The 16,767-nt window shown below is 54.8% G+C and carries 15 protein-coding genes; 7 read left to right on the top strand and 8 right to left on the bottom strand.

What is annotated here, in order from left to right; translation table 11 throughout:
• Positions 1-17 precede the first annotated feature (17 nt).
• Both ACRZ95_RS16730 and ACRZ95_RS16725 read right to left on the bottom strand, forming a co-directional pair.
• Positions 18-1,148, bottom strand: a complete 1,131-nt coding sequence (locus ACRZ95_RS16730) for a substrate-binding domain-containing protein (protein WP_170680073.1) — start codon at positions 1,146-1,148, stop codon at positions 18-20.
• A gap of 184 nt (positions 1,149-1,332) precedes the next feature.
• On the bottom strand, positions 1,333-2,532 hold the full coding sequence (locus ACRZ95_RS16725) for an ROK family transcriptional regulator (RefSeq protein WP_170667793.1): 1,200 nt from the start codon (positions 2,530-2,532) through the stop codon (positions 1,333-1,335).
• A gap of 188 nt (positions 2,533-2,720) precedes the next feature.
• On the opposite strand from ACRZ95_RS16725, the gene ACRZ95_RS16720 reads away from it, so the two are divergent.
• The 5 genes from ACRZ95_RS16720 (at position 2,721) to ACRZ95_RS16700 (ending at position 7,609) form a co-directional block, all read left to right on the top strand.
• Positions 2,721-3,740, top strand: a complete 1,020-nt coding sequence (locus ACRZ95_RS16720) for a sugar ABC transporter substrate-binding protein (protein WP_170380654.1) — start codon at positions 2,721-2,723, stop codon at positions 3,738-3,740.
• A gap of 117 nt (positions 3,741-3,857) precedes the next feature.
• Positions 3,858-4,928, top strand: a complete 1,071-nt coding sequence (locus ACRZ95_RS16715) for an ABC transporter permease (protein WP_170474861.1) — start codon at positions 3,858-3,860, stop codon at positions 4,926-4,928.
• Positions 4,928-5,710, top strand: coding sequence for an ATP-binding cassette domain-containing protein (locus tag ACRZ95_RS16710; RefSeq protein WP_170429655.1), 783 nt, complete (start codon positions 4,928-4,930; stop codon positions 5,708-5,710). The genes ACRZ95_RS16715 and ACRZ95_RS16710 overlap by 1 nt, the downstream gene beginning before the upstream one ends.
• Positions 5,710-6,378, top strand: coding sequence for a nucleoside/nucleotide kinase family protein (locus tag ACRZ95_RS16705; RefSeq protein ID WP_480555283.1), 669 nt, complete (start codon positions 5,710-5,712; stop codon positions 6,376-6,378). Before ACRZ95_RS16710 ends, ACRZ95_RS16705 begins: the two co-directional genes overlap by 1 nt.
• A gap of 946 nt (positions 6,379-7,324) precedes the next feature.
• Entirely contained in the window at positions 7,325-7,609 is a 285-nt protein-coding gene (locus tag ACRZ95_RS16700; RefSeq protein WP_480555251.1) for a DDE-type integrase/transposase/recombinase, read from the top strand.
• Between the two features lie 284 nt (positions 7,610-7,893).
• Here ACRZ95_RS16700 and ACRZ95_RS16695 read toward each other — a convergent pair whose 3' ends face one another.
• Positions 7,894-9,156, bottom strand: coding sequence for a replication initiation protein (locus ACRZ95_RS16695; protein WP_170680218.1), 1,263 nt, complete (start codon positions 9,154-9,156; stop codon positions 7,894-7,896).
• Between the two features lie 580 nt (positions 9,157-9,736).
• On the opposite strand from ACRZ95_RS16695, the gene ACRZ95_RS16690 reads away from it, so the two are divergent.
• Together ACRZ95_RS16690 and ACRZ95_RS16685 are read left to right on the top strand one after the other, a co-directional pair.
• Entirely contained in the window at positions 9,737-11,122 is a 1,386-nt protein-coding gene (locus tag ACRZ95_RS16690) for an AAA family ATPase (RefSeq protein WP_170380699.1), read from the top strand.
• Positions 11,115-12,182, top strand: coding sequence for a ParB/RepB/Spo0J family partition protein (locus tag ACRZ95_RS16685; RefSeq protein ID WP_170680077.1), 1,068 nt, complete (start codon positions 11,115-11,117; stop codon positions 12,180-12,182). Before ACRZ95_RS16690 ends, ACRZ95_RS16685 begins: the two co-directional genes overlap by 8 nt.
• Positions 12,183-12,621: 439 nt before the next feature.
• On the opposite strand, the gene ACRZ95_RS16680 is transcribed toward ACRZ95_RS16685, so the two are convergent.
• The 5 genes from ACRZ95_RS16680 to ACRZ95_RS16660 are packed head-to-tail and all read right to left on the bottom strand — an operon-like array spanning position 12,622 to position 16,699.
• Positions 12,622-13,317: an RraA family protein gene (locus ACRZ95_RS16680; RefSeq protein WP_170680078.1), complete on the bottom strand. Its 696-nt coding sequence runs from the start codon at positions 13,315-13,317 to the stop codon at positions 12,622-12,624.
• Positions 13,314-14,009, bottom strand: coding sequence for an alpha/beta fold hydrolase (locus ACRZ95_RS16675; RefSeq protein WP_170680080.1), 696 nt, complete (start codon positions 14,007-14,009; stop codon positions 13,314-13,316). The genes ACRZ95_RS16680 and ACRZ95_RS16675 overlap by 4 nt, the downstream gene beginning before the upstream one ends.
• Positions 14,006-15,130: a cobalamin-independent methionine synthase II family protein gene (locus ACRZ95_RS16670; protein WP_170680082.1), complete on the bottom strand. Its 1,125-nt coding sequence runs from the start codon at positions 15,128-15,130 to the stop codon at positions 14,006-14,008. The genes ACRZ95_RS16675 and ACRZ95_RS16670 overlap by 4 nt, the downstream gene beginning before the upstream one ends.
• Before the next feature lie 10 nt (positions 15,131-15,140).
• The gene (locus ACRZ95_RS16665) at positions 15,141-15,743 is read right to left on the bottom strand and encodes a class I SAM-dependent methyltransferase (protein WP_170680084.1); all 603 of its coding nucleotides are present in this window, start codon (positions 15,741-15,743) and stop codon (positions 15,141-15,143) included.
• Positions 15,740-16,699: a cupin domain-containing protein gene (locus ACRZ95_RS16660; protein ID WP_170680086.1), complete on the bottom strand. Its 960-nt coding sequence runs from the start codon at positions 16,697-16,699 to the stop codon at positions 15,740-15,742. The genes ACRZ95_RS16665 and ACRZ95_RS16660 overlap by 4 nt, the downstream gene beginning before the upstream one ends.
• Positions 16,700-16,767 lie beyond the last annotated feature (68 nt).

Below are 16,767 nucleotides of genomic sequence, written 5' to 3'. Positions count from 1 at the left end.
GTCCTCCCCGGTTATGTTCACGTCAGATGTTTTAGTTTACGCGCCAATTCGTTTGACGTCAGATTTGGTGGCCCGTCAGAGTCACCTTCGATTAGGGTGGCCTCGGCCAGCTCTCGCAAGTCTGCAGCCGCTTCGCCACGGATTTGCCGGATCAGTAGGGTCGCCAGCCGTTCACCGGCCGCGCGAGAATCGACGGAAAATGTGGTCAGTGCGGGGCGCGCGTACCGGCACTCCGGAATACCGTCGTAGCCAATCACCGAGATGTCGCGCCCGATCTCGAGCCCCTGATCCTGCGCATCCGCGCAAAATCCCAGCGCGGCCAGATCGGTCGCAAAAACAATCGCCGTTGGAGGTTGATCCAAAGCCATCAGCGCCCGTCCCTGCGCCGCGCCATCTTCACGCGTGCGCGCCCCTTCCTGGATCAGATCCGGATCCAAGGGTAGACCAGCAGCATGCAAACCTTCGGCATATCCGTCACGGCGTAGATGCGCATAGTTGAACTTTGGATCGCTGCCGACAAAGCCTATGCGTGTATGTCCCAAATTGCTCAGTCGCAAAACTGCGTTTCGCATCGCGCTTTCACCGGCAATGTCGAACCACGAAGTCTCGTCCCAGTTGTTCGGTTGTCCATAGCCGGTGCGCCCATACAGGATATGAGGTACCCCAAGACTGCGCAGCAGGCCAATACGCGCATCCTTCACCGCTGTCCGCGGTAGAATGAATCCATCGGCCTTTCGTTCCTCGTAGAGACGGCTAAGGACCTTCAGAGTGTCTTTCTCGGAGGTCGCCGTGGAAATGGTCATGGTCCAGTCCAGGCTGCTTGCCGCTGCGCAGGCTCCGGCCAGAAAATCCTGCAAGAAGGGATTATGCTGATCCGGCTCCTCGCTGTTGAGAACCATAGCTATCGCACGAACTTGTCCGGTGCGGATCGCCTGCGCATGGCTGAGCGGCCGATATCCCAACACCCGAGCCGCTTTTTCAACCCTGGCGCGAGTCGCCGACGATATATCTGGATACCCGTTAAGCGCGCGCGAAACCGTGCTTTTGGACAAGCCCAGATGCGCCGCCAATTCGTCCAGTTTCACCCGGCCCGTGACGGTTGCGTTACCTGACTGGTCACGCGGTGGATATGAAAGATTCGCGGTCATTGAAGCTATTTGTTCGTTCCGAAACCGGTTTCGGCAACAAAAAAGTTAAAAAAAGTGCAACCTGGCTATTTTTTGGACGTTATCTGAATTGCATCAGAACACTTAAAGAACACGCGGAAGGGCTTTGTCGTAGAGTTGGGACCAATCACGCTGGTGCAGCCAAGGCGTGTCTGTTCGAGGGTCGCTACATCCCAGAAAGCCCAGCATTGGTGTTCAATAGAAACTGGCGGAAAATTGGGCTGCTTGCCGCTCCGATACCGCGGGCGTTTTCTCCGACTGCTGCCGCTTCAACGACTGGAGGAATCAAACCGCGTTTGTCTTGGTTGGCCAGGTAGCGACGAACTCGTGAGACCAGTTCTTCCCGTATTTCAGGTGGGAATGCGCCGTCGATGAAAATCGCTTCAAAATCTATGACCGCGCAAATAGACAGCGCAGCCTTGGCCAGTTCCTGTGCCGTGGTACCGATCCAGGGTTCGACATAGCGAGAAATGCTGCTCCAATCCTGCGGCTTTTTCCATAAAATGACCGGATCAATACCCGCTTCGATCAGCCTGTCCTCGAGCAGAAACAGCGATGCAGTGTCGATCAGTTGCTGGCTTTCACCCAAAGGACCCGTTGTCCGCATGGCGCCCAAGGCACCGGCATTGCCTTGGTTGCCCTCAAATACGGTGCCATTCAAGGCAACGCCTCCGCCAATCATTGAGCCGATGAAGAAATAAAAGTAGTCTCGGTACTCGGCCCCGCGGCCGTAGAGATGTTCGGCGTGACACGCGGCCGTCGCGTCATTGACCACAAAAACAGGCAGGTCGCTGAACTTGGCCACTTCGGAAAAAAAGTTCACGTTTCTCCAGGATTTGAATTTCTGAGCCGCAAGCCCAGACAGGTCGTGCCATTTCCACAGCTCGAACGGTGTACCGATCCCGATCCCGCATACACGGTCGCGAAGCTTCTGGGGCTCATTGGCCAGAAGCTCTTGCAATCCCTCCTCCAAAAAACCAAACACAGCTTCGGGCAGCGGGTAGTCATAAGTCGTCGAGAGCTGTTGGCGTGGCTTACCGGTAAAGTCGATCAAAAGAAGATCGGCGCTGCGGCGACCGATCTTCATTCCCACCGACAGAATGCCTTCGGGATTGAGCTCCATGGGGATCGAAGGTTTCCCAACTTTGCCCTTCAACGGCGTCCCACGTTTGAGAATCTCATCCTTTGCGAGCTTACGTAGAATGATCGACACGGTCTGCGGGGACAGGCCGGTCAGCCGCGCGACATCGGCCCCGGCGGCAGGTCCATGCCGTTGTAAAACCGTCAGAATCAGGCGTTCGTTGTGATCACGAACACCGCTTTGGCTTACCCCGCCGGTAAGTATTTTCAGCGCCTCTCTTTCCATTACCCTAAACATAAACACCTTGTTTTCTTATGAAAAGATGCGCAGCCAAATTAATAAATAAACTTTATTTATTTATTGACACAGAGGCTAGAATCACGGTTTCTTGAGCAAGACCTTCATTGGAGGATGGAGGCGCGCCTTGTCGCTATTCCACGCAGGGCCACAACAATTTTCTGGGAGGAGACTAAATGAGAAATCTATTTAAGATTGCCGCATCCGCCACAGCGCTGACTTTGGCTGCAGCATCTGCGCAGGCTGCCGGGGAAACCGTTTGCCTGATTACCAAGACCGATACCAACCCCTTCTTTGTCAAGATGAAGGAAGGCGCAACCGCCAAGGCAGAAGAGCTGGGCATGACGCTCAAGGCGTTTGCTGGTAAGGTCGATGGCGACCATGAAACTCAGGTCCAGGCTATTGAGACCTGCATTCTTGATGGCGCAAAAGGCATTCTGCTAACGGCATCGGACACAAGCTCGATTGTTCCCGCGGTCAAGCAGGCGCGGGATGCAGGCGTTCTGGTCATTGCGCTGGATACGCCGCTTAGCCCGATTGACTCTGCGGACGCGACATTCGCGACGGACAACTACAAGGCCGGTCTGCTGATCGGTCAGTGGGCCAAGGCTAAAATGGGCGACGCCGCAGCCGATGCCAAGATCGCGACGCTGGATCTGAACGTCAGTCAGCCGACAGTGGACGTTCTGCGCAATCAGGGTTTCCTCGACGGTTTCGGTGTGGACCTGGCGGATCCGAATGTCATCGGTGACGAAACCGATGCGCGTCTGGTCGGCAGTGACGTGACAGACGGCAACGAAGAAGGCGGTCGCCGCGCGATGGAAAACCTTCTGGCCAAGGATCCATCCATCAACGTTGTTCACACGATCAACGAACCGGCCGCTGCGGGCGCCTATGAAGCTCTGAAATCCATCGGGCGTGAAAACGACGTACTGATCGTTTCGGTCGACGGTGGTTGCCCCGGTGTCCAAAACGTCGAAGCCGGTGTGATCGGTGCGACAAGCCAGCAGTACCCGCTGTTGATGGCTTCGCTAGGTGTTGAGGCTGTGAAGAAATGGGCCGAAGAGGGCGTGAAGCCCGAAAACACACCCGGCAAAGACTTCTATGACACAGGCGTAGCGCTCATCACCGACCAGCCGGTTGATGGGGTTGAGTCGCTGTCGGTTGCAGAAGGCCTGGATCTCTGCTGGGGCTAGAGACAGCTCTCTAGGTGAGGCGCGCCGCAGCGCCTCATCAATCCTTTCACCAGCAAACCGAAACTTCCTGTACACTGATTTCGTGGACGCGATGCCAGCCACGAAAAGGGGGGAGATATGTCTGAAGCAAACCAAAACGCCCAGGAATTCGAAACCGCCGCCAACGCGTCAGAAACCGTTGCGGAGTTTGAAGATCACCGGCGTGGTGTTCTGGGGAAGTTGCAGCATCTTCTCCACGTCAATCCATCCTTTGTACCCTTGATCGTTCTCGTTGGCGCGATCGTAATTTTCGGCCTTCTGCTGGGCTCAAAGTTCTTCTCACCCTTTGCGATGACGCTGATCCTGCAGCAGGTTCAGATCGTCGGCATCGTGGCCGCGGCACAAAGCCTTGTCATTCTGACCGCCGGTATCGACCTAAGTGTCGGTGCGATTATGGTGTTTTCTTCCGTCATTATGGGTCAGTTCACGTTCCGCTACGGCATCCCTGTGCCCATTGCGGTGATGTGCGGGCTGGCCATGGGGACCCTGATCGGGGCTCTCAATGGATGGCTGGTCAGTCGCGTAAAGCTGCCGCCCTTTATTGTCACGCTCGGCATGTGGCAGATCGTCCTTGCAACAAACTTCCTGTATTCCGCAAACGAAACAATTCGCAGTCAGGATATCGAGGCCAACGCCCCGTTCCTGCAATTCTTTGGCACAAAATTCAGCGTTGGTGGCGCGACCTTTACGGTTGGCGTGATATTCATGCTCGTTCTGATTTTCGTGCTGGCATATGCGCTCAAACACACGGCCTGGGGCCGGCATGTTTATGCGGTGGGGGACGACCCTGAGGCCGCAGAGCTATCTGGTGTGAACGTGCACAAAACGCTGATGTCCGTTTACATGTTGTCCGGTCTAATCTGTGCCTTTGCGGGTTGGGCGTTGATCGGGCGCATCGGGTCGGTTTCACCAACATCCGGTCAATTGGCCAATATCGAAAGCATCACTGCAGTTGTGATTGGTGGTATCTCATTGTTCGGCGGACGAGGCTCCATTCTAGGGTCCCTGTTCGGGGCTCTCATCGTCGGCGTCTTTACTCTGGGGCTCAGGCTTCTGGGCGCGGACGCGCAGTGGACCTTCCTGCTTATCGGACTTCTCATCATCGCAGCCGTCGCAGTCGACCAGTGGATCAGAAAGGTATCGGGCTAATGTCAGACACAACTCCAGTCGTCCAAGGCCGCGGGATCGTGAAGCGCTATGGCCACGTCACCGCCATCGACCATTCCGATTTTGAACTGCGGCAAGGCGAAATCCTTGCGGTGATCGGTGATAACGGCGCAGGCAAGTCATCCATCGTCAAGGCCATCTGCGGTGCCACGATCCCGGATGAAGGCGAGATCCTGATAGAAGGCAAAAAGGTCAACTTCACCTCGCCGATTGATGCCCGGAACATGGGCATCGAGATCGTCTATCAACAGCTTGCCATGTCCCCTGCCCTATCGATTGCAGACAACATGTTCATGGGGCGCGAGATTCGCAAACAGGGATTCATGGGCAAATACATGCGTCAGCTGGATCGGCCTGCCATGGAAAAATTCGCCCGCGAAAAACTGACCGAGCTTGGGCTGATGACCGTGCAGTCAATCAATCAGGCGGTAGAGACACTATCCGGCGGCCAGCGCCAAGGCGTTGCCGTTGCGCGCGCAGCTGCCTTTGCGACCAAGTTCATCATCATGGACGAACCGACGGCGGCTTTGGGCGTGAAGGAAAGCCGCAAGGTGCTTGAGCTGATCCAGGACGTAAGGGCGCGTGGCATTCCGATCATTTTGATCAGCCACAACATGCCGCATGTCTTCGAAGTCGCCGATCGCATCCATGTGCACCGGCTGGGCAAACGTCTTTGTACGATCGACCCCAAGGATTATACGATGTCCGACGCCGTGGCCTTCATGACCGGTGCCAAGGAACCTCCAAAAGAGGACGCAGCGTGATCGAGCAGGATGCAAAGCACGTTTGCGACCTGATCTCCTCCCGGAGGCTGGTTGGGGTTCGGACGATTGTTGCAATTGCCGGCCCCCCTGCATCCGGAAAGTCGACCTTAGCGGAGGCCGTTGTGCAATCGCTGAACGCGCAACAGAGCTCGGCGGTTCCTTTAGCCACTCTTGTGCCAATGGATGGTTACCATTTGGACAATCGCGTTTTGGAAGCGCGCGGCTTGCGTGCAAAAAAAGGCGCACCAGAGACCTTCGATGCCGTTGGGTTTTGCAAGGCGATTAGGGCGCTGCAATCCGCGCTACATGAATCCTTTCATCCCATGTTCGACCGCCAAATGGACCTGGCCATCGCCAATGCGATTGCGGTTCATCCTGAAACTCCGATCGTGGTTGTGGAAGGAAACTACCTTTTGATGAAAAGCGACCCGTGGAGGATGTTGGAGGATGTTTTCGCCCTAACGGTTTTTGTCAGCCCCACTTTGGAAGAACTTGAAAGCAGATTGCAGCAGCGCTGGATTAAGCACGGATTTGACCCGGAAACCGCGCTGAAACGCGCGAAAACCAACGATCTGCCCAACGCAGAACGTGTCATCCGCGATAGCCGAAAGGCAGATCTTACACTGAGTCAAAACTACACCGAATTCGGGATGCGCTACGCGTTCTGAACCTGTGTACTGGTTTCAGCCAGCCCTTGAGGCAGGACCTCTGGACAGCTTCAGGTACAACCGAATCACTCAATCAGACGTCCAGAAAATGATCATGCGCGTTCGAGCGCAGTGAGAAGCAGCGCATGTAAACTCGATCGGTGCTGGAATTCCTTAAACACTTCAAAACTCTGGATTTCATGCTCTCCAAACGGCGAACTAGCCAGCCGCCACAAAACTGATTGCATGGATGCTTTAAGTGACCGGCCCACTGCGAAAGAGTATTTTCGATACAAGCAGAACTAAGTCAGCTGGAATCGAGGCGATGAACAAAATACTCAGAGGCTTTGGTTGCACCATTCCGATAGAGATGTTCAGGCGGAAAGCTCTAAACAACATCATAGAATAGGACCATCGTTCCAAATATAAACGAACTCGCACGTAGCTCGGCTTCAAGCCTTTTGCATCTGCACTCTCAACTCTTGCAGGGATAGAAGTGTAGTAGATGATCCACAAAAGTCTGTTCACGCCGAGAATTTGTCCGTTTCTACAACTCGCAGAATTCGCTGCTTAACCCGCGGGGAAATCGCGATACCTGCACTCAGCAAGGAACTTCGCAACAGAACTTACGAATGTAAGAAATTAGTTTGATCAACAAAATAATGATACTTTTTTATTATTTTTGCTTATTGCAACAGAGTTCCCAGTTTCGACCATTTCTGAGGCTTTGTTGCAAAGTTCTGGATTTTGACGTGCTTTGGTTTGGCACGTGGTGGTCCTCGGTCCCACTTCGTCGAAAGCCAACTCATAACTTCCTTCGAAGTTGCGAAGTATCCACGAGGATTGATCCTATTTTCTGTCTCTTTCTGTATCCGATACGGCGTGCCGTACCATTATCTCAAACAGATTATGTCTTAGCCTAGCGTTGTAGTGAAACACACTACGCTTAACCGGCGGGTGATAAAACATGCTAGTGAAATCGCCGACGTTGCGCGCAAACGTTCGGGACCGAGTGACCGCTCCTCGCGGGTGGATGAAGCTTAAAAGCGTGAATGGTGCGAGGATCACTCTCTACAGAGCTATGGATAAACACGGCAATACGCTGGGTTTCATGCATTCAGAGCGTCGGAACAAACCTGCCGCTCAAGAACTCGTCGCTCAATTGATTGAACGCAATGATCTTGCGCGACAGTTTGTGTCGATATTAGCGGAGCGAACACAACAGGTATCAAAGCCAAAGAAAACATGCTGATTGGCTTAGGCGGCCCACCCCCAATCAAGAGGGTCATGGGGAAACATATGAGTGAGGTCGTGGGACAGGACCACCGGATCATCAAAAGACACACTCGACAGAATTAGGGTTCGAGATAATCACTTCAGTGACAACAACACCAGAAGGAAGCGAGGTGGTACTCATGATCTGCAAAGTTGAATTCACGTCCAGATACTTTCAATTCCGCTTGCGTGCAGTACTAAAGGCATTGGCCGCGAGTTCGGTGTCAGCTTTTCTTTCAGAAAAAACATCACAACAGAGCGTCAAACCGCGAACGCTTCTGGCTCCAGGTCCTCCCAAAATTCAAATATAGCTGTGGCGTTCAAGCCCGAACGCCAGCCATGAGATCGAAAATGCTCTCGATCTAGATCATTGTTCAAACCTGCTAAGAACAACCGCTTGTCTGCATCTCGCTGTGTAGGGTTTCGCCGCGAAACCAGGTCTTCCACGATGGCAAGCTTGCGCGCCCTTTCCTGCCTTTCCGCTGTTCGGGCAGCATATGCCTTTTCTTCTGAGGCTTTTTCCGCGACCCGTTTACGCGCTGCCTCGATAGCTTCGGGAGTAGGCTCGGGTGTTGGAATTTCCTTGGGATCGTCGTAGTCATCCCGCAAAGCAGCCGACAAATACCCGACGGTGGATTTTACACCGCCCTGCCCTTTTACGTAATCGAGCTTCTTCTGGACATAGTCCTCGCCGTGCTCCGCGATCCATTGCCGCGCCAAACGGTCCGACACACCCTGCTTCCTCAGAGTTTTGTACACGGCGAGATTGCGCACCCCATCACTATCGTCGATCTCAAACATCGCCTTTTGCGGATTACCTTTGATCAGAAAACGAATGTCAGTGACGGTTCGACCCTTCTTTTGAAATTCGGGTTCGATCAAAATATCCGAGCTTTTGTTCACCTCCGTGACTGCTGGCTTGATAATCTTTGCGTTGAGATGTTTGAAACTGGCGTAGTAGTCACTGCCATCAACACCCATCAGCTTACGAAACACGTCCAGGGGCCACCAACCTGTCGAACCTGTCCGCACAAATCGGTAGCAGTTTTCATACAAAGCAAGCCCATGCCCGGAACTGAAATTCCGCTGTATCTGTACATTGATCAGCGCATAGATCTTCGGATCGTACAGTTTTTGCGCCAGCGCGGGTGAGTATGAATACTCGCAAACTCCCCCCTTCAGTTTGGCAAAACTCAGCAGGGATGAGACGCCCCATTCCTGACGCCCCTGCTCATCCAGCATGTCCCATTCCGCGACTGTTTCCGCCAATGCCCGCAGGCTGGCTCGCAGAGTGTCAAAGTCGTTGGAATTGTACCCGACCATCATAGCAAGCGTCCGCGCATCAATCGTGTGGCTCTGCGCGGTCGTCAATGCATCATAGGCGTTCATCAACAAAACATTCGAAAGCTTTCTCTGCAGCAGAGAAAGTTTGCCGCTGATGTGTATCGCTGCGACATTCTTCTTAACAGTCTCTCGACGCAAAGCGCCTGAAAGCTGATCCATGTTCAGTTGTGTATCCGGCATGATTCTGCCCGGCTGCTCATTTTGCAAAAGCCTGACACAAAAGGTACCTTTGCTTCAATAGTTTTTGGGTACCCAAACACGGGATGAAGGCAATCCCGTATTCAGGTACCTTAAGAATCACGCACGCAAGTTATCCACAGAAATTGAATCAATCCGAGTCCGATCCCGACTTCGTCCCCGATACTCAGCGAGAAAACCCACCGAATTAGTGTCTCTTTTCCGAAGATTTTCAGTATCCCGAGAATCAGTCCCCTACTTCCTGATCCTTGGCACCTGATGTACCGTAAACAGATACCTTTGATCCCGTAAAATGGTTCCTTTAAAACCGCAAGTGGGTACTCAAGTACATCTATTTTATTGATTTCACTACATTTCTACTCAGCAAAGATTCTAAAACTTCTAAAATACTAAAACGTTTTTTGTGTCGATTTTCTTTGATTTAGAATGGTTTCGCCACGAAACCGCTTCAAGCTACAATCAACTGTGGAAAAAACACCGGAAGAGGATAGTCATCTCCAACAATGTTCGCTACATTTCCCGATATACGTCGCAAAGACGAACATTTTCTGAGGCATCGACAGTGAGTAAAACCAACCAACCTCCCCTGCCCCCATATCTGAACCTCGACCCGGAAATCGCAGCGACGAAGTTGCCTAATCCTATCGGCACATCTCGATTCGCAAAAGCAGCGGCTTTCTGTGCAAAAGGACGCGAGGACCTTGCCCGTAGAGGCTATGCGCCGGATGGTGAAAAGCGACTGCGCCGATTTTCAATTTGGGAAATCACAAAATATCTGATTCCGGTTGCTCCGGCTCATCTGCGGCGTGTTTTAAAAGCGAACCCAGATTTGCCACAAGGCGAAGGTGAGGCGGGCTCCAAGTGGTTCACCCTTGAAGATGTACTAACGCTGCGCAAGCACTTTGCGGCGGAAGGTGTAAGCACGAAGGAATACCTGCCCTACCGACCCGAAGGCCTGCCGGCCAAGGTCGTGGCCGTGGCCAATTTCAAGGGAGGTGTTGGCAAAACGTCCACTGCCGCGCATCTGGCGATGTCCGCAGCCTTGGATGGGTATAAGGTGTTGGTTATCGACCTGGATAGCCAAGGCTCGATGACGTCCATACTCGGAGGCCAGGTTGCTGATGAGTGGCAAACTGTCTTCCCTCTGGTCGCTAAAGACTATGCGCGCGCGGTGCAGGAGGAAAATCGCGTCCGATCGGCTGCGGCGCAACCCGAAATTCCTCTGGATGAAACCCTGCAGGAGGCTTTGAAAACCACACCTCAGGACGTGATTCAAAAAACGCACTGGCCCAATATCGACCTGATCGGCGCGCAGCTGAACCTATATTGGGCCGAGTTCCAGATCCCCGTCTGGCGTATGGGCCTGAGAAGCTGGCCTTTGTGGGACGGTCTGACGAACTTCCTTCAGGATGAAGGCGTTCTGAATGACTATGACGTTGTCTTCCTCGATACGCCTCCTGCTCTTGGGTACCTAACGATCAATGCGCTGGCTGCGGCGGACATTTTGTTGGTGCCGCTGGGGGCTTCATTCCTGGAATTCGATTCCACCGGTCGTTTCTTCGATATGCTCTATACGACATTCGCCAGCATCGAAGATGGTGAGAACGCAGCGCAACGTGCGGCGGGTTTACCCGAACTGAAGTTCGAATGGGATGTAGTACGCGCGATCATCACGCGGTTTGACGCGAGCCAGCAGACCGATATGGCCAATGTCATTCAAGCGTATTTCGGGGATTTCATGAATGCCTACAGGCAGGACTATACGGCGCTGGTCGGGCAGGCGGGTGAGCAAGTGAACGGCATTTACGAAGCGGATTATCGTGACTTCAACCGCGAGACATATGTGCGCGGACGAGAAACCTTCGACAGAACCTATGCCGAATTCAAAGAAGTTCTGATCGGATGCTGGTGGCGCGATGCGCAGATGGGAGGACAGGCAGATGGCTAAACGCAGAAGACTGATTGCACCAGATACAGAGGCGCTTGAACAACTAGAAGCCGGTTTCGCGGCGAAACCCTCGGTCAGCCCGTTTGAGACCAAATCCGCCCCGCCACCCATCGCCCAAGTCGCGGCGGAGGCAGCATCTCTTGGGGGAATGGCAGCTGTGACAGACCGTGTTGCGTTGGCTCAGGATCAGGGCGATGCTGCACGGTGGCGGGATGCACAAGAGGCCGGGTTGGTGGCCCAGATGCTGCCACTTGACCAGATCGACGCCGATTTCATCCGACGTGACCGTATGGTCGAGGATGAAGAAGCCATGGCAGAGCTTCTGGAATCCCTTCGCGTCAATGGGCTGAGAACACCGATCGAAGTTACTCCCGAAGGGGATGGTTTCGGTCTGATTTCGGGATTTCGGCGGCTTGAAGCGTTCCGACGGCTGGCGGGCACGGATCCTCGGTTCGCCGAAATCCCAGCTTTTGTTCGCTACGCGGGGACGGGGCAGGGGGCCTATGTCTCCATGGTCGAAGAAAACGAGCTGCGCGCCAATCTCACGCCGTATGAGAGAGGACGCATAGCTGTACTGGCGGCAGGGCAGGGGGTTTTTCCGTCGACCGAAGCGGCTGTTGATGTGCTGTTCGCCGCTGCGTCAAAAGCGAAGCGATCAAAGGTCCGCAGCTTTGCAATGGTCCATGAAAGCCTAGGCGATCTTCTCCAGCACCCGGTTGCCTTGTCAGAGAAGGCGGGTCTAAAGCTGGCATCGGCCATTCGAAGTGGTGCGCAAGCGGTGCTTCGCGACGCTTTGGCAGGAGTCGGTCCGCTGGATGCAAAGGCCGAATGGGGTATCCTTGAGAAAGCAATGAGTGACTCGTCCGATGCATCTCAGGTCAAAAGCCGAGGCGGCCGACCCACAGAAGTTCTACGCCTCCCAAAGAGACCATTGAAGGGGGGAGGAGAGGTTTGGGCAGAAGTCGCATCAGGTGAATTGCGGTTGAAAATCAAAGGACGTGAACTGGCGCTGGCAGATGCGGAAGCCTTGGTGAACCAACTTTGTGAGCAATTTGAATAGGCAATAGTTGAGGTGCAGGGGGCTGGTAGAGAGGAGGGTAGAATAGCAAATTCACGGGAGTGCGCAAAATATAGAATTATTGAACATTATATTCGGCGAGGCTATTCTGCCATAGCCAGCCATGATGTAATTGATGTACGACTTCCCAAGTTCAAAAGTAGGAACATGGAAGCTTCTGAAAATCACACACTCTGGAACAGGACTAACAGTCAGTAGATGACAAGCGCTGTAAATGCGATGGAAGAGAGGAAGGCTTCCAGGCATTCGCAGTAAACGCAATAGTAGGAAGTTGGTTGAACCGCGTATTGCTTAAGTCATCGACAGATCAAAGCTACTCTTTCGCCAGCGCGAAGTCTTGTGGCAATCGGTTTGTCTGGAATTCTCTCTAAAGAATAAGCGTAACTTACTTTTCAGAGGGTCTTTCAATTGTCGGCGGCAATCAAACTCTTGCCTTTTCGAACTCGGCCCATGCGGTTTCGAAGGTTTCAAAATCAAACCCGGATTGGCGTGCAGCATCCAAGACGATACGCTCTGTCACAAGCAGTTTCTGGATTGCGGCTTCCAGTTGCACAGTGATATCCTCTGGCATCACCAGTGCTCCGTGACGGTCAGCGTGTACCAAATCACCTGGGCTTATATTCAGGCCGAACACGGAAACCGGCGTATCAATCTCGCGTATGTGGACGAAGCCATGGCTCGGGCCGACCGAACCGGCGACAACGGGAAATCCTTCGGGTAGGTCCCCAAGATCGCGCATCACGCCATTTGTGACGACCCCCGACATACCGAACCCTTTGTGGACCGATGTGTTGATCTCACCCCAATAGGCGCCGATACAGTCCGGGTAGTCTACATCCTCAATCACCGCGACAGATGGCTCCGGGGCCTCAGCCATATATTTGTAGTAGGCCATGCGCCGCGCCCGGATCACATCTGCTGGCTCGGTTGGCGGGTGAATGGCGGCTATCTTGGCGGTGCGTGCATAGCCGACAATTGCCGGCTCATCGGGGGCAGAGCACAGCATGGTGCCCCGGGTGAACTGATCAAAGCCTCGTTTGCCCTGCGCCACTTCAATGGCGTTGCATACGGTGGGCGTGTCGACCTTGCGAAGCAGAGACAGAAGCGATGGGGTCATGTGTCCTCCAGCCAGCGGATCAGGGCCGCTGTGGTTTCTTGTGGTTGTTCCAGTGTGGGCAGGTGCCCTGCGTCTTCAATGATCGTCAGCGCGCTATTAGGCAGAAGATCGTGCATGAGTTGGTGGCGTTCGACAGGGCAAAGACCGTCGGCACGCCCGCACAGAACCAGCGTTTTGCCGGTATAGGCCGACAGGGTCGCGCGTTGGTCGATGCGATCCATCAGCGCTTGCGACTGACGTAGAAAGACGTCCGGCCCCAGATCCGTGGCCATAGCCATGCAAAGATCCAGAATAGCGCCCTGTCGCGGACCATCCGCCAGATAGTTGGGCTTCATCTCATCGCGCATCACCTGCCGCAAGCGCCCCTCGCGAACGGCGGCCATCTGCGGCGCACGGCGCGCTTTGACCTCGGACGCTTCTGCCAGCGGGTTGGTGTCTAGCAAAGCGAGCCGTTCCACCCTATCCGGGGCCTGACGCAGCACTTCCATCGCAACGATCCCACCCATCGAAAGCCCCGCCAAAGCGAAGCTAGGAGGGGCATTGTTCAGAATTCCGGCGGCAATGGCCCCGACGCTGTCCTGCTGGCTTAGCGGGAAGCTCATCAACGGCACCCTGTTTGACATTGCGTCGATCTGCGGACCAAAGAGGCGCGCATCGCACATCATGCCGGGCAACAAGATCAAAGGCGTCATGACGCAGCCAGCTTTGCCCCTGCCGACAGCGCCGCCAATTTGGCATAGGCGATCTGCGGATCAACCGCTCCGAAGCCCGCGAAGGTACCAAAACCGCAATCGCTGCCTGCAATCACCCGATCCGCCCCTACGATGCCCGAGAAACGGTCGATGCGCTGCGCCACAAGCTTGGGGTGTTCGATGAAGTTCGTGGTGGTGTCGACAACGCCGGGCACCAGTACCTTGTCATCGGGTATCTCATTTTTCCGGTCGCGGAACACGGTCCATTCATGGGCGTGTCGCGGGTTCGAAGTTTCAAACAGCACATAGCGCGATTTGGTCGCCATCAGAGTGGAGAACACCTTGTCCATTGCGATGTCACAACAATGGGGCCCCTCGTAATTGCCCCAACAGATATGCACGCGCACACGGTCCTGCGGGACGTTCTGTAGAGCATGATTCAGGGCCTCGACATGCATATTGGCGATCTTCACGAACGCATCGTCCGACAGATCGGTGAACAACATATGCCGCGACAGGGCCAAATCCGGGCAATCCAGTTGTAAGTCCAGACCGGCGGCCACAATGGTCTCGTATTCTTCTTTCATCGCATCGGCCAGCGCGGCCAGATATGCTTCGCGCGTTGGGTAGTGGTCATTCTGCAGAAACAGCGAAATCACCCCTGGCGAGGCGGCGTTCATGAAGCCTCGGTCGAGCCCACGTTGGGACATCGCCGACTTAAGGTTTTCGATGTCCTTCTGCAACTCGCCTTGCCCTTTTGAACGCACATCGCCCGTACACATGGGGCGCGCATATTTCGGGGTGCCGCCATCATCGGCGAGGCGTTGCAAAAAGCTGGGAAACATCTTCAGATCCGCAGGTGCATTACGCGGGCTGTCACCGGAAAAACCGGTATATCGGTCTTTGACGTAGGTGGCGTAGGAAATCTTCGAGGTCTCGCCATCGCTGACGATATCCACCCCGGCTTCGACCTGTTTGCGCACCGTCTCGGAGACCGCTTCAGTCATGCAGGCATCAAAACCTGCGGCATCGTATGGCTTGCCGTTTTCACGGGCGAAGATGTAATCCACCACGTCCTGCGAGCGGGGCAGGGATCCAACATGCGTGGTCTTTACGGTCATTGGGGCCTCCTCAGATTTTGCGAGCCATCAGGATTGTGTGGCTTTGGGTTTCGGGGTCTTCGGCCAGAAACCCGGTCAATTGCAGCCCGTACTCTTCAAGGCAAACAGCATAGCCTGCCGGAGACAGCGACGCGTGATAGACACGTTCCGATCCAACGGTACCACTGTCCTCTCCCGCGCGGGGACCGACGGTCAGCATCAGCATTCCACCGGGCCGCAAGTGACGGGACATGCGGGCGATGCAATCCCTTTGCTCGTCCGCTGTCAGATGGAAAAAGCTGTTCCAGGCGATGATGCCATCGAAGGTCTGATCCAGTTCGAAATCGCGCATGTCGCCATGTCGCCAATCCCCATCGGGCCAGCGGGTCCGGGCAATGGCCAGCATCGCCTCAGAGAAATCGACACCCGTGACGTCAAACCCTTCGGCCTTGAACCACCGCGCAATCGGATCGCCTGTCCCGCACCCTAAATCCAGAACGCGATCGCCTGGCTTCAGGCTGGCAGTGAAGCGCGCCAGCCAGCGCGCTTCGAACAAGGCCTTTGAACGGCGCTTGTCATAGTCGGTCGCCTGCCGTTCATAGATAGCATGGGTGTCGTTTGGATCTGCGGTCATCCTGTCCAGGTGGCTCCTGCCGGGTCATCGGTCGCTGTAATCCGGTACAGACCTGCCTGTCCGGTCATCGACGGTTCAACGCTATAGCGTTCTCCTGGCAGAACCAAGGCGGTGTCTCCATTTGACAGAGTGGTCTCATACCCATCAATCGAGATGCGCCAGTGACCGCTGGCGGGCATTAGAACAACCGGTTTTTCAGCGACAATTGGATCAGTCACGCTTGAGCCGCGCCCGAGGAAGTCGACATCGAACCCTGGTTTGTCTTTGATCAGAGCGTTTTCGCCAATCACCGGTGCCGGTTTATTGGCCGACAGCGCCATCAGATCCCAATAGCGGGCGACGTATTTACCCACCACGTCCTCGACCGGTACTTCGGGGTAGTCTTTCAATTGTTCCTCGGTCAGCAGCGGCATCGGGCGCACGTTGTGGGGCAGTTCTTGGCCTTTCTTGCTGTCATACAGAACGCCATTGTCACCCAGCATCAGCCCGTGGGCCTGCGCGTCCTGAATAACTTGCGGTGCCCAGGTCACGCCACCCCCGGCATCGTCGCCGCCGAGGATCGACATGATCATCCCATAGTCCTGCCCCACATTTTCGAACCCGCGAAAGATGCCGGTTGGAATGTTGAAGATGTCGCCTTCTTCGGCAATGAACTCACCCGCAGTGCCATAGCGACCCCAGAAGAACCGCCAGCGGCCCTTGGCGACAAAGAACACCTCGGCCGTGGTATGGCTGTGCAGAGAGTTCCGGCATTTCGGAGGCTGGCCCGCAGCCCCAATGTTAAAGCCGATCTTGTCGGTGATGTGGACGTGCTGGTCGGGCGATTCCGAAACGCCGCCGCCGATGATTGTGAAGTTTTCCTTCTGATCACTGCCCGGTGTGTGGGCGTCGATAAAGGCGGCTTTGCAGGGCCGCAGCTCGCCGTAGCGGACGATGCGTTGTTGGATTGTGCTCATGATGGTCTCCTTGAAAATGGGGGCGATGGGATCAAGCCCGCCCCCCCGGGAGGTCGGTTGTTCAAACG

It is taken from the genome of Ruegeria sp. AI3, assembly GCF_056541245.1.
Note: the sequence above shows the minus strand (reverse complement) of the source record. Positions and strands in the feature narration are given on the sequence as shown.

What these genes read in the sequence shown, in the direction of transcription:
- ACRZ95_RS16730 (WP_170680073.1), bottom strand. Translation starts at nt 1,148, where the DNA reads ATGACCGCGAATCTTTCATATCCACCGCGTGACCAGTCAGGTAACGCA.
- ACRZ95_RS16725 (WP_170667793.1), bottom strand. Translation starts at nt 2,532, where the DNA reads ATGGAAAGAGAGGCGCTGAAAATACTTACCGGCGGGGTAAGCCAAAGC.
- ACRZ95_RS16720 (WP_170380654.1), top strand. Translation starts at nt 2,721, where the DNA reads ATGAGAAATCTATTTAAGATTGCCGCATCCGCCACAGCGCTGACTTTG.
- ACRZ95_RS16715 (WP_170474861.1), top strand. Translation starts at nt 3,858, where the DNA reads ATGTCTGAAGCAAACCAAAACGCCCAGGAATTCGAAACCGCCGCCAAC.
- ACRZ95_RS16710 (WP_170429655.1), top strand. Translation starts at nt 4,928, where the DNA reads ATGTCAGACACAACTCCAGTCGTCCAAGGCCGCGGGATCGTGAAGCGC.
- ACRZ95_RS16700 (WP_480555251.1), top strand. Translation starts at nt 7,325, where the DNA reads ATGCTAGTGAAATCGCCGACGTTGCGCGCAAACGTTCGGGACCGAGTG.
- ACRZ95_RS16695 (WP_170680218.1), bottom strand. Translation starts at nt 9,156, where the DNA reads ATGCCGGATACACAACTGAACATGGATCAGCTTTCAGGCGCTTTGCGT.
- ACRZ95_RS16685 (WP_170680077.1), top strand. Translation starts at nt 11,115, where the DNA reads ATGGCTAAACGCAGAAGACTGATTGCACCAGATACAGAGGCGCTTGAA.
- ACRZ95_RS16680 (WP_170680078.1), bottom strand. Translation starts at nt 13,317, where the DNA reads ATGACCCCATCGCTTCTGTCTCTGCTTCGCAAGGTCGACACGCCCACC.
- ACRZ95_RS16675 (WP_170680080.1), bottom strand. Translation starts at nt 14,009, where the DNA reads ATGACGCCTTTGATCTTGTTGCCCGGCATGATGTGCGATGCGCGCCTC.
- ACRZ95_RS16670 (WP_170680082.1), bottom strand. Translation starts at nt 15,130, where the DNA reads ATGACCGTAAAGACCACGCATGTTGGATCCCTGCCCCGCTCGCAGGAC.
- ACRZ95_RS16665 (WP_170680084.1), bottom strand. Translation starts at nt 15,743, where the DNA reads ATGACCGCAGATCCAAACGACACCCATGCTATCTATGAACGGCAGGCG.
- ACRZ95_RS16660 (WP_170680086.1), bottom strand. Translation starts at nt 16,699, where the DNA reads ATGAGCACAATCCAACAACGCATCGTCCGCTACGGCGAGCTGCGGCCC.